Raw genomic sequence first — 13217 nt, 5'->3', positions numbered from 1 at the left:
TACTAGTACAATACTCTAAAACGTATTGTTCCTTTTAATTTCCTTAGATCACCTATAACTGTTTTGTCGTATTCCTTGTTAATATCGGTAATTACATATCCAATAGTTTCATTTGTTTTAAGGTATTGGCCCACTATGTTGATATCATGACCAGCCAGGATACGGTTTATCTCAGCCAAAATACCGGGTACATTTTGATGTATATGGATTAGGCGGTGAGCATTCTTTAAAACCGGAAGTTGCAGATTTGGAAAGTTAACACTGTTGGTGGTACTTCCTGTATTAATATATTCCATAATCTTCGCAGGAACAAAATTCCCAATATTTTCCTGAGCTTCCAGGGTACTTCCTCCTATGTGTGGAGTAAGAATTACATTTGGCAGTCCACGAAGTTCTGATGCAAATTCTTCATTATTCGTTTTTGGCTCACTCGGGAAAACGTCTATTCCTGCTCCTAAAACTTTTCCGCTTTCAATATTTTTCTTAAGAGCTACAATATCTACCACGTGACCACGGCTTAAATTAAGGAAGATAACCCCCTCTTTCATCTGGTCAAATTTTTCCTCGTCAATGAGGTTTTTATTTTCTTTCCTTCCATCTACGTGTAGGGTAACAATGTCTACTTTATTAAGTAATTCTTTTAATGTATTGCATTTGGTAACATTTCCTAATGGCAACTTTTCCTCAACATCAAAATAATAAACATCAAAACCAATAGATTCTGCAACCACAGAGAGTTGTGCTCCAATGTTACCATAGCCTACAATTCCTAATTTCTTACCACGTATTTCAAAACTATTACTTGCAGATTTGTCCCACTTACCTTCGTGCATCAACTTGATTTTATCAGGAAGGTTACGCATAAGCAGAATAATCTCACCTATAGCCAGCTCAACTACAGATCGTGTATTACTATAAGGAGCATTAAAAACTGCCACGCCCTTCTTAAGACATTCTTCGAGATCTATTTGGTTTGTTCCAATACAAAAAGCTCCTACGGCAATAAGCCTGTTGGCTTTATCTAATACTTTTTTGGTAAGATGGGTCTTGGATCTAATACCAATTACTGAAACATCCTTAATTCGCTCTGCCAGTTCCTCTTCATCCATAGCTCCCGGATGAGTAGTAACATTATATCCTTCCTCTTTCATTTTTCTTAAAGCATCGGGATGTACGTTTTCAAGCAATAAAACATTAATTCTGTTTTTTGGGTAAGAAATGGCTTTGTTCATATTGTGTAAAAAAAGAAATTCATCAAGACTGGGAGTTATATGATCTGCTTTTGCGAGTACTTTTTCCCGCTCCACATTTTCAGTAAATGCATAAAATTTATTGGCAAGTCCGGAGGCTTTTATTTCATAGTCTGTATACCCATCGCCTATCACGTATACATCACCCTGAAGATTAAGCTCTTTTAATTTTTCAACTTTACCGTTGTTTGAAGATAAAACATTGTTATAATCAAATCCCGTGATTTTTCCCTCTTCATTGTACTCAAAGGTGTTCGCAAAAACATTTTCTCCTTTTACTCCATACTCTTCTACAATAGGGACAATAAATTCTCTAAAGCCATTGGAAACTATATAAACATTGTCGCAATTATCTTTAAAGAATTCACGATTACGAATGAAGGACTGGGAAACTTTGTCTTTAAGGTTTTCAATGAGAGGATCCAGGTGATCTCTATTCGCCTGTAGTAAATCCAGCCGTTTTACGAGAGATTCTCTAAAAGATATTTCACCTTTCATTCCAAGATCGGTCAAATCCTCAATTTGTTTTAATTTCTCCTTCTTTTCTTTATCATTTGCAAGAGAAATTTCTCCAAGAACATCCAGAGCTTCAACTTTCGTAAAAGTGCTATCAAAATCAATTACAAAATGTCGGTTATTTTCCATAGGTAATCCTAAAATTTGCCCTAAAGCTAATGCTTTCTCCAATTTTGGAAAGCTTATTTTTGGGAAAATATTTCAGGAAAATTTTCTAATCTGCAGGCATTATTGAATCACTAACAAAATCTGGAATCGATTTAATTTTTCTGAAATTTCCTGGCGCTAAATTAGAATTCCTAAATATCGCGAAGTGCTTTTTGTCTATAAAATGATCCCCGTTTGCGTTTTTGGGATTGAGAGGAAGAATACTTAGAGTAAGATCATCTGGTAAGAAACAGCAGGAAATAAAAAAGTTTGGCAATTTGTAGAAACAAAAAAACGCAGCCGGGGGCTGCGTTCTTTTTTAAAAGACTTAAATTTTTACTCCACAATAAATTTTCCCTGCATTAAAGCATAATGTCCGGGGAAGCTACAAATGAAGTCGTAAGTTCCGGCTGCTGGTGCAGTAAATTCTATTGTAGTAGTTTCTCCTCCACCAATTATTTCGGTATGAGCTATTACTTTATCAGAATTTTGAGGGATATAATCATTATCAGCTGCCTGAGCTGCTGCCTGACCAAATTCGTTAATATTAGTACCTTGTTTTAATAGAACAAAGTTGTGGCCCATCACATTTTCCTGCATTTGACCCACATGCTCTAAGGTCAATCTAACAGTTTGGCCAGCTTTTACTTTTATTTCATTCTTACCAAACTGCATTTGATCATTAGCAGTTAGAGAAATTTCAACAACATTGGAATCAGAAGAAGAGTTAACCGCATCTTCATCGTCTAGGGTGCTTTCTACCGCGTCTACAGTTGTATTCTCTCCACTAATTGTAAAATCCTCGTTTTCTTCCTGTTTTTTCTCGTTACCACAACCTATTAAAACAGTGGCTGCCATCACAAATAATATTTTACTTAAGTTTTTCATTTTAAAATTTTTAGGTTAAAGATTTAAACCTTTTACCTCAAAAAAGGTAGTTATAAAGGCTCTCCAAAGATAATTGATTCTAATAGAATAACCTTACATTTGGCCCGAAAACACGAGCATTCAGCAAAAAAAAATTACTGGTTTCTGAATAGTAATAACTTATGAGAAAGTGATTATGAAAGTTGAAAACTTTAAACTTTATAAACCCTATGGTTTTTTAAGCCAATTCCTCAATAATCAGACTAAACGGAAGAATAAAAAGTTGCTTGGCGAATTGCACGAATTTCCTCCCGGCTCCATGGCCATTGGACGTCTTGATGAAGATTCAGAAGGTTTGCTGTTTATTACTACGAGTGGAAATATAAGTGAGGAGGTAAGAAGTAAAAAGGTTGAAAAGGAATATTACGTACAGGTAGATGGTTCTATAGATCCACAGGCCATTGAAAGATTAAAGGATGGGGTTGAAATTTCGGTTAATGGTCAAAAATATTTAACACTTCCCTGCCGGGCTTATCTTCTTAAGACTCCTCCTGCTCTACCCGTACGCCTTAAGAAAGTTAGAGATGATCGCCATGGTCTCAGCAGCTGGATTTCTATAACCTTGGTAGAGGGAAAATTCCGGCAAATTAGGAAAATGACGGCCGTAGTAGGATATCCCACCCTTAGGCTGGTTCGTGTGCGGATTGGCCAGGAAACTATCGAGGGGTTTTCGCCGGGAGAGGTCAGAGAAGTATCAGAGTTTCTTCTGGATATTTAATAAAAACATTCTACAGCCACAAGAAGGTTTGATCAGGAAATGGTGCAGGAGCAATTAAATAAACCCTTTGCCGCTGAACTTAATTAAGTGAATAATTGTTGCCACTCTCTATAATTCAGCATTAGTAAGCTTTGTTTTTAAGGCTTCCATTAACCTGAAAATTATTTATTCACAGGTATAACCTCGGAAGGGGTAAGCAATTTCACTTCAGAAAAAACTTTGCCAAAAAACTGAAATGTTTCCCTGGCTTTTTGCACTGCCTGCTCTTCTTCAGAAGCTGAAAATGTTTCCTTTTTTACCATTTTGCAGAACTGCTTCCAGCCATTTACGGCTTGCCTGTTCCCACTAAAGAAATGATGCTTTTCTATTTCTGATAGAGAAGGACATTTTGCTATTTGTTGGGAAATCATCATTCCTCCCAAAGAGGAGCCTTCAACAACATAAGCAGCTCCTATGGCTTCAGCTCTATTGTTTATGCTGAAGTATTTTTGAAAATTTTTAGCGATAGAATAATCCACTCCCTCTCCTTCCAAATCCTTTTGAAGCTGTTCACACTTATCAGCCGGGAATTCAACAAGGAAAACTTTTATTTGTCCTTCAGTAACTGAATAAGCTATATAATTTTGCAGCAATAGCAGCTTATATTGATCCCGTGTAATAGTATGGGAGAGGATAAATTCAGCTAAATTTCCTTTCTCAATCTCCCTGTGAAGCTCCTTTGTTTCTTCCCTTAACCTTTCCAGCATCTGATTTTATGTTTTCTATGTTCTTCCTTATTTGAATAATATTCTCCCTTTGCTCCTCTGTATCAACATTGAGGTTATCGAGGTAATTGTAAATTTGGTTCACCGCGATCTTGTTTTGCCTTACCTTCTCCCTTATCTCTGTTCTCCCTACCATATTAAAAACAATCTGCTTCAGTAGAGGCCCTAACTTCGCATCGAGATTATCCATATGCTTTTTTAGAATAAAACCACTGGCACCTGCAAGAAAGGTGTTAGAAGCCAATACCTCATCTTCTATTGTTCCCGTGAGAAATATAAAGGGAATTGAATCATCTGTAGATCGTGCACTTTCAAAAATTTCAATTCCTGAAGAGGTAGGGAGGTTATAATCAGATATCACAACATCTGGCACAAAACTTTGGAGTGCCAGTTCAAAATCTTCCAGGTCATCCACCACTTTTACGTGTGGAAATTCCACTATTTTATTGATATGCCAGATTATAAGCTCTGCATCTGTCTTTACATCTTCAACCAAAAGGATTCGTAGTGGAATCGTGATCATTCTTTACAAGGTTTATTCAGCATTACCCGCTAAAGTAAAATAAAAAGTGGAACCCTGGCCGGGGGAGCTTTCAGCCCATATTTTCCCCTGGTGTTTATCAACTACCTTCCTGGCAATAGCTAAACCTATCTGGTTCCTGCATATTCCTCACCCACCAGCCGGGAAAACACATCAAATATTTTATTGCTTAATTTGGGATTAAAGCCTATTCCATTATCTCTTACATAAAAAACGTCTGGCTGTTCACTTTGTTGCATGGCACCCATTTCTATCGTAGGGCTGGCAACTCCTGAAGAATATTTTAGAGCATTTTCAATAAGATTACTATACAATTGAAATATGAGTTTTTCATCTCCGGTAATACCGGGAAAGCCGTTTTTAATCGAAATTTGAGTGTTGCTATAATTGTCCTCCAGGTTTAAAGAAGCCAGTATTTCCTCTATAAGCTTTTCCAGGTCTCTAAGTTTCCTCTGAATTTTCTCGTTTCCAAGCTTCGCAAAACTTAAAAGATCGTTTATAAGGAGATTTAATCCTGCAGCAGAATTTTTAATTGTATTTAATGCTTTCACTCCCTTTTCATCTAATTGGGAACCGTGATCTTGCAATAAAATATTTGCATAACCACTTATTCCTCTTAATGGGGCTCGTAAATCGTGGGAAATACTATAAGAAAACGCCTCAAGTTCTTTGTTGACCAGGGTAAGGCGCTTATTTAGGTCATTTATTTCCTCTTTTTGTTGCTGAACAATTTTATGGGTAATACTCTCCTGCAGTGCAATCGCTGCATCAAATTCATAATCTCTCCAGGGTCTCGAAATTCCTGATACCTTCTGTGTCCATTTTTTGAAAGAGTTGCGAGGGCTTAAATATTTTACTCCTCCCTTAATGACTTCATCTTTTTCAGGTTTTCCTCCCCAATTTACACTTTCTGAAGTTTCTTCCCGAAACCATATTAGAAGGTTTTTTTCACTTTCACCTATTTGTACTGAAAGTACTCCCGAAGCTACGTCCTTATAAGCACCCGCAGCACGAAAGATCTTTTCCAGTTGATTGGTGTGAAATATCTTTTGCCTATTAAGAAGATTTTCTACTAAATGCTGCACTTCCTCCCGGGAGGGTGTTTTACCAACAAGTTCAATTTCATCTTCTAAAAAAACTGCTCCACCAGAACAGGAAATGATTTCGGTAAAAGAAGTTTTATCTTTTGTTATTGCTGAAATTATATCCTGGTTATTATCCATTTGCTCCACGAGCTTCTTCCTTATCTCCAAAGAATACCGGGATTTTTCTATAGATATTTCGGTAGTTTTTACGGCAAGCCTGTTGGTAAAGATCTGGGTAAGAAATTTTACCGATTGCCGTTGATAATAATCTACAAATTTTGCTATGTAATGGTGGCAGGCAAGGAGACCCCACAACTTACCGTTTAAAACAATAGCTGCCGTTAAAGAAGCTCCAACACCCATATTTTTTAAATATTCAATATGAATGGGAGACACAGCCCGAAGCTCAGACCGGGAAAGGTCCAGTGGTTTATTATTTATTGGAGAATATTCGGGAGTAATTACTGCAGGAGAATAATTAACATCGCTAATCATTCTTACCCCCTGTTTTAAAAATAGATCTCTTGAAGGTTTTGGAATATCTGTAGCTGGATAATGAAGTCCTAACCAGCTCTCCAGCTTTTCCTCTTTCTCTTCGGCAATTACTTCCCCGTTCCACTCCTCGTCAAAGTGATAAAGCATTACCCGGTCATACCCAAAAAGCGTCTTTACCAGGTAAGCAGCCTTATTGCACATTTGCTCGATAGATTCTGCCGCTGTTAATTCATTGAGGATCCTACTTAGCTGCTCCTGATAATTGACAGGTGTTGTACTACCTGCCAATGGCTCAAACTCCAGGATCAAACTTTCTTCGGAAGTATGCGCAATAACGAGAAAAGAGGAATTATTGAACTTTGCTTCGGGAAGCAGGATTTTTTCTCCTTTTCCCGGATTTAAACCTTTGTAAGAGTTTTCAGCTAACAGGACAGACAGTGGTTTTCCTACAAGCTCAGAAACTTTAAACCTCAGAATTTCAGAAGAGTTTTCACTACACTGAGTTATCCTGAAGTTTCTTTTGTCACAGGCGAGAATCACCCCGTGAGCCTGAGATTTTCCTATTATATGTATGGGTTCACGGTCACAATTGGTTACATCTATTTGAGAAGGATAATCCTCTGCTAAGTAACTTCATATTAGTCCGTTTTCACTTTAAAATAAAAAGTACTTCCTACTCCCGGTTGAGAATCTACCCAAATTGTTCCTTCATGGAGTAAAACGATTTTTTCAGCGTGAGCAAGTCCCACCCCGGTACCTTCATATTTTTCACGTGTTTTAACCCGGTTAAATATGGTAAATATATTTTTTTGATCTTCTTCCGAAATTCCTATACCGTTATCCATAATTGAGAAAACCCAAAAGTTCCCCTCGGGAAAAGCTGAAATTCTAATCTCCGGATCCCGGTCTTCAGCTTTATATTTTAAAGCATTACTTATAAGGTTTTGAAACAGGAGCCTTAATTCCACCTGGTAGGCCATTATTTTTGGCAGGGCACCAACATGAATTTTTGCACTTGTATCTTTAATTCGTTTTCCAAGATCATACTTCACTACCTCGACAAGTTCTTTGGTATTTACCAAAGTTTTTTCAGTATTTTGGCCAATCCTGGAATGATCGAGTAAAGCTTTGATCTGGTTCGAAAGCCTGTCTGAAGCTTCATCAATATATTTAATATATTCCTTACCCTTTTCGTCCAGCTGTTTGGAATATATCTTGCCCAAAATGTCACTTCCAAATTTAATAGTTGCTAAAGGTTCCTGCAGGTCATGAGAACAAATGGAAACAAATTGCTCCAAATCTTTATTTGCTCTTTCCAAAGCTACTTTCTTTTTTCGTAGTCTTACCTGGGCCTCCTTAAGTTCAGATATATCAACACAGGTGAACCTGTTACTCACCACATTGTTATCCTCATCCAACTCCACTGTAGAATTAAGAAGTACTGGTAATTTTTTACCAGATTTGGTAATCATTTCCTGCTCTACATTAGTAAGTTCCCCCTGCTTTATAAACAAATTATTGAGTTTTACAGCTTTAAGCTGAGCTTCATCTTCATAAAGTTCATACATAGGCCTGCCAATCAATTCCTCTTTTGAGGAATATCCCAGCTTCTCAACTGCCTTTTCATTACACTCTTTTATTATAGAGGTATTAGGGTCTACACTAAAGTGAAGCACAGGATCTTTTTCGTAAAAAGATTTAAATTTCTTTTCACTTGCCACTAATTTATCCTGGGCCTTTTGTAAAGTCTCTATATCTACAAAAGTTATTACAACACCATCGGGTTTTTCTCCGGAATTGATAAAAGGGGAAATACGTTGTAAATAATGATTTCCTTCCCGTGAAACTATATGTCTTTCCTGCTTTTTTCCTGTTTCAATTACTTTTTTACATCTTGAAAGAAGATCTTTACGTCCTTTTAAAACTCCAAAATTGGTTGTGAAATTATGAATAGGCCTTCCTATGTCAGAATTTATAAGGCTGAAGTGTTTTTTAATAGCTGGTGTAAATTTTCTTATTCTCAGGGAACTGTCGAGAAATATGGTACCTATATCAATACTTTCGAGAAGATTATTCATGTCCGCATTTAGTTCAGCCAGATCATCCATTTTCTGAACATTTTCTGCATTCACTGTATTTATCTCCTCGTTTACACTCTGTAGTTCTTCATTGGTACTTTGCAACTCTTCATTACTGGCAAGCAATTCTTCATTAGCCGCCTGCAATTCTTCATTGCTGGTTTCAATTTCCTCAAGGGAGGTTTGCAATTCCTCTTTAGTCCTCTTTAGTTCGGTCTCAAGTTCTGCAATGTACTCTTTAGTCCTGCTGGTAAGGGTAACCTTCTCAACTTCTGTTATTTTATGCAGTTCAATTTCTTTTTCTAAGAACGTAATAACAAAACTATTTTCGTTGTCGAGGTTGTGCTGTTTAAAAGGTTTTACAATTAGATCCAGAGATTTCTTCTCAAAATTGTGTTCATAGACTGCATCTTTGTAATATACCTTATCGTTCTCTTTTTCGGCATTTCTCACGGTAGCTTGCACTATGTGCTTCAGGTCCTGCTCTAACATATCCAGGAGATTGATAGAAAAACCGTTAACAGGTAAATTAGCGTATCTTCTAAATTGACCAATTGCCTGTAGAATATTAAATTCTGAATCAACAAAAACACTAGCCCCACCGAATTGTTCCAGAATAGCTTCATTAAGTTCGTTGACGAACTTCTGTCTTATATTCCCCTGAGAAGCAGAAACATTACTACGTTTTCTAAACGTCTTATTTTCAACCAGAATACGGGAAGATGAATGTAAATTTTCAGAATTTAGCCTTTTACGAGGATTAATGTTCCGGTAAATTTTCCATTTTCGGCTTATATCCTCAAAAAATTCCCGGTGAGTTTGAACAGTTTCACTTGTGCCCAACACTAAAACACCTTCTTCTTTTAAACCGTAGTGCAGTACATTTAAAGCTTTCCTTTGAATAGAGGGCTGAAAATAAATCAATAGGTTACGGCACAAAACCATTTCCATATTACTAAATGGTGGATTCTTGATCACGTTGTGTTTAGAAAAAATAACCATTCTTCTTATTTGTTCTACAACCTGATATCCTTTGCTTTTAACACAAAAATATTTTTGCATGAGATGTGGTGCAACGTCTGCAACTATACTCTCTGAATATATTCCCTGGCTTCCTATATCAAGGTGTTTTTGTGAAATGTCAGTCGCAAAAATCTTAACCTCTACTTTTTTGTCCTGCCGCTCAATTTCTTCGTTCAAAAGCATACCAAGAGAATAGGCTTCCTCTCCTGTACTGCAGCCAACATCCCATATTTTTAAAATTTCACCTTCCTTTTTATTCTTAATAAGATCTGGAATTACTTCCTCCCTTAAAATATCCCACACCCGCGAATCCCTGAAGAATTTTGTGACCCCTATTAAAAACTCCCGATAAAGCACAGGAATTTCATTTTCATTGGACTGTAATAAGCTGTAATATTCTCCCAATGAATTACATCTACATACATTTACTCTCCTGGCAACCCTCCTGGCAAGCGTTGAATGTTTGTATTCCCTAAAATCCAAACCTGTTTTTTCATTTACCAGGTGAAGAATTTTAGATAAGGTATGTTCATCATATTCAATATTACCTTCAGTAAAGTGTAATACCACAGGAGCATTAATAAAATTGCTTAGCTCCTCACCCATATCTTCAACTTTTAAAACATAGTCCACCAATCCTGTATGTATAGCACTTTGAGGCATGCCATCGAACTTTGCCTGTTCAGGATCCTGGACCATTACCATCCCATCCTTTTCCTTTATAGCTCTAATTCCTCTGGTACCGTCACTGCTTAAGTACCACTAAGAATAACAGCAATTGCTTTGTCGGTTTTATATTCGGCGAGGGATTGAAGAAACATATCTATTGGCAAATTAAGCTTTTGATCCTTGGGTTTTTCAAGAAGATGAAGCATGCCATTTTGGATCACAAGGTTATTTACCGGAGGAATTAAATAAATTCTACCCGGTAGAATCTCCATATTGTCCTTAATTTGTTCAATTTGAAGATTGGTAGATTTTGCCAATAGTTCCCCCATCATACTTTTATAGTCTGGCGAAAGATGTTGAATGACTACATATGAATTATTGTCATCACCCGGAAGATTCTGAAAAAAGGCTTTTAAAGCTTCTAACCCTCCTGCACTTGCACCAACAGCTATTAATCTTGTAGTTGCCACTGAAGAAGTTTTTACTTTAGGGCGGGCAGATGAATTATTATTTTTCATGTAAAGGTGAAAAGGAAGTTTTAGGTTTAAAGTTTTGTAAAATTAGTAAATATTAGAAAAGGATAAAGCAGAGGGAAAACGTAAATTGACGGTATTCTCACTAATTTTACACCGTTTAGTAAGTGGGCGAAATAAAAATAATAAATTTTGCCAGAAAAAATACTTCTTTTCTCTAATTTACCTGAATGATGAAAGATCAAAAAAAATTGAAAATGATGTCCTTGCAGCTCCTTGCAGGTGTTACTCTAATTAGTGGGTTTCCAACTTCTATGTTAGCCCAGGACTCACCACAAACAAAAATTGAAATGAACAGAAAAAATGTAGAGGAAAATGTTCTCCTAAAAGAATATCAGGGACCATATGGAGGAGTCCCGGCTTTTGATAAAATGAATCTGGACCAATTAGAACCCGCAATTGAAAGAGGTATGGAGCTTCATTTGCAGGAAATTCAGAAGATAGCAAATGATCCCCAGCCTCCAACATTTGAAAATACTATTGTGGCAATGGAAAGAGCAGGCAAACCTCTTAATCGCGCTTTTACCTACTATGGTATATGGAGCAGTAATATCTCCTCACCGGAATTTCGTGAGATACAGGCAGAACTTGCTCCACAAATTTCTGAGTATTCTTCAAAAATTCTTCAAAACGAGAAGCTTTTTAAAAGAATAAAAACAGTTTATGATAATTCCCGGCAAACACCATTACCGGAAGATCAGCAAAGAGTAGTACATCTTGTATATGAGAACTTTGCTTTAGACGGAGCAGAATTAAACGATGAAGCCAAACAACGTTACGCCGAAATAAATAAAGAACTCTCTCAATTATATACTAAGTTTTCAAACAATGTCCTTGCCGAGGAGGAAAATTATGTTGTTTTTCTTACAAAGGACCAGCTAAGCGGCCTTCCTGAATCTTTTGTAAAAGCTTCAGCCAAAGCTGCTGAAGATCGTGGAGAAGACGGAAAATACGCCATAACAAATACCCGCTCTTCAATGGATCCATTTCTCACCTATTCCGATGAAAGAGAACTAAGAAAAAAAGTTTGGACAAATTACTATTCCCGCGGAGATAATAATGATGAGTTCGACAATAATGATATAATTAAACAAATTTTAAAGCTGCGGGATGAGAGAGTAAGCTTAATGGGATATGATAATTATGCTGAATGGCGACTGCAAAACCGAATGGCTAAAAATCCTGAAAACGCAATGGACCTAATGATGGCCGTATGGCCTGCCGCACTAGCCAGGGTTGAAGAAGAGGTGGCCGATATGCAGGAGCTGGCTAATGCTGAAGGTGCCAATATTGAAATTAAACCCTGGGATTATCGCTACTATGCAGAGAAGGTGAGAAAAGACAAATATGATCTTAACAGCGACGAGGTAAAGCAATATCTGCAACTGGACAAGCTTACCCAGGCTCTGTTTTTTACAGCAGGGGAACTTTTTAATTTTAAGTTCACCCCAGTTCCTGAAGCTAGTGTTCCCGTTTTTCACGAGGAGGTAAAAGTTTGGGAAGTGACCGATAAAGATTCCGGAGAACATATTGGATTATGGTACCTGGATCCATTTGCCCGCAAAGGAAAACGATCTGGTGCCTGGGCCACCACCTACAGAAGCCACACCACATTTGATGGAAAGGAAACGGTATTATCCTCCAATAATTCAAATTTTGTAAAACCTGCTCCGGGAGAACCAGCCCTAATTTCCTGGGATGATGCTACAACATTCTTCCATGAGTTTGGACACGCCCTTCACTTTCTATCTTCAAACGTGAAATACCCTACCCTTAATGGAGGGGTGAGAGATTATACTGAATTCCAGTCACAGCTGCTCGAAAGATGGCTGTCCACTGACAAAGTCATTAATCAATTTCTTTTACATCACGAAACCGGGGAACCCATTCCGGCCGATTTGGTAGAGAAGATCAAAAAAGCTTCGACTTTTAACCAGGGATTTGAAACAACAGAATTTCTTGCTTCAGCTTTAATGGATATGAAATATCACACTACTGATCCTGCGAACATAGATCCACGAACTTTTGAAAAAGAAACCCTTGAGGAATTGGGAATGCCAGAAGAAATAGTAATGAGACATCGTTCTCCTCATTTTGGGCATGTATTCTCCGGCGAAGGATATGCCACAGGATATTATGGATATTTGTGGGCCGATGTTCTTACATCAGACGCTGCAGAAGCTTTTGCTGAATCTCCTGGTGGATTTTATGATAAGAGTTTAGCGACCAGGCTGGTACAATATCTATTTGCACCTCGTAACGCAATGGATCCTGCCGAAGCATACCAAAAATTCCGTGGAAGAGATGCAACTATTAATGCTCTTATGAGAGACAGAGGATTTCCTGTTCCCGAAGGAGAACCTAAGTGAAATTAGCTTCAACAATTATAAAAAGGCTGTTAATGAAAATTATACAGCCTTTTTTTGTTTAACAGCAACAACAGGTTTCGCTTAAATTTAACAGACTTCCCT

The 13217-nt window shown here is 37.4% G+C and carries 10 protein-coding genes; 2 read left to right on the top strand and 8 right to left on the bottom strand.

Annotated elements, in window-relative coordinates:
* Window positions 1–2 precede the first annotated feature (2 nt).
* Both serA and azu read right to left on the bottom strand, forming a co-directional pair.
* A complete protein-coding gene (serA, locus tag LZ575_RS00795; RefSeq protein WP_235330798.1) occupies window positions 3–1895 on the bottom strand; it encodes a phosphoglycerate dehydrogenase in 1893 nt (630 codons plus the stop codon).
* Between the two features lie 354 nt (window positions 1896–2249).
* The gene (gene azu / locus LZ575_RS00790; protein WP_235327686.1) at window positions 2250–2801 is read right to left on the bottom strand and encodes an azurin; all 552 of its coding nucleotides are present in this window, start codon (window positions 2799–2801) and stop codon (window positions 2250–2252) included.
* 175 nt (window positions 2802–2976) lie between these two features.
* Between azu and LZ575_RS00785 the strand changes: the two genes are divergently transcribed.
* On the top strand, window positions 2977–3558 hold the full coding sequence (locus tag LZ575_RS00785) for a pseudouridine synthase (RefSeq protein WP_235327684.1): 582 nt from the start codon (window positions 2977–2979) through the stop codon (window positions 3556–3558).
* A 161-nt stretch (window positions 3559–3719) separates the two neighbouring features.
* Here LZ575_RS00785 and LZ575_RS00780 read toward each other — a convergent pair whose 3' ends face one another.
* The 6 genes from LZ575_RS00780 to LZ575_RS22165 all read right to left on the bottom strand — a co-directional run bounded on the left by LZ575_RS00780 (window position 3720) and on the right by LZ575_RS22165 (window position 10683).
* Window positions 3720–4304: a biliverdin-producing heme oxygenase gene (locus tag LZ575_RS00780; RefSeq protein WP_235327682.1), complete on the bottom strand. Its 585-nt coding sequence runs from the start codon at window positions 4302–4304 to the stop codon at window positions 3720–3722.
* A complete protein-coding gene (locus LZ575_RS00775) occupies window positions 4255–4845 on the bottom strand; it encodes a response regulator (RefSeq protein ID WP_235327680.1) in 591 nt (196 codons plus the stop codon). Before LZ575_RS00775 ends, LZ575_RS00780 begins: the two co-directional genes overlap by 50 nt.
* A gap of 12 nt (window positions 4846–4857) precedes the next feature.
* Window positions 4858–4962 (bottom strand): ATP-binding protein, encoded by a 105-nt coding sequence (locus LZ575_RS24145; protein WP_409187234.1) that lies wholly within the window; start codon window positions 4960–4962, stop codon window positions 4858–4860.
* 8 nt (window positions 4963–4970) lie between these two features.
* Window positions 4971–6983: a histidine kinase dimerization/phospho-acceptor domain-containing protein gene (locus LZ575_RS00770; RefSeq protein WP_235327678.1), complete on the bottom strand. Its 2013-nt coding sequence runs from the start codon at window positions 6981–6983 to the stop codon at window positions 4971–4973.
* A 98-nt stretch (window positions 6984–7081) separates the two neighbouring features.
* Complete coding sequence (locus tag LZ575_RS00760) at window positions 7082–10249, bottom strand: CheR family methyltransferase (RefSeq protein WP_255702720.1); 3168 nt, start codon at window positions 10247–10249, stop codon at window positions 7082–7084.
* Window positions 10250–10296: 47 nt separating this feature from the next.
* Entirely contained in the window at window positions 10297–10683 is a 387-nt protein-coding gene (locus tag LZ575_RS22165) for a chemotaxis protein CheB (RefSeq protein WP_255702719.1), read from the bottom strand.
* Window positions 10684–11000: 317 nt separating this feature from the next.
* Here LZ575_RS22165 and LZ575_RS00755 point away from each other — a divergent pair, with 317 nt between their 5' ends.
* Complete coding sequence (locus LZ575_RS00755; protein ID WP_235330796.1) at window positions 11001–13115, top strand: M3 family metallopeptidase; 2115 nt, start codon at window positions 11001–11003, stop codon at window positions 13113–13115.
* Window positions 13116–13217: the final 102 nt, after the last annotated feature.

This window comes from Antarcticibacterium sp. 1MA-6-2 (genome assembly GCF_021535135.1).
Taxonomy (GTDB): Bacteria; Bacteroidota; Bacteroidia; order Flavobacteriales; family Flavobacteriaceae; genus Gillisia.
This window is presented reverse-complemented; position numbering and strand designations above follow the sequence as displayed.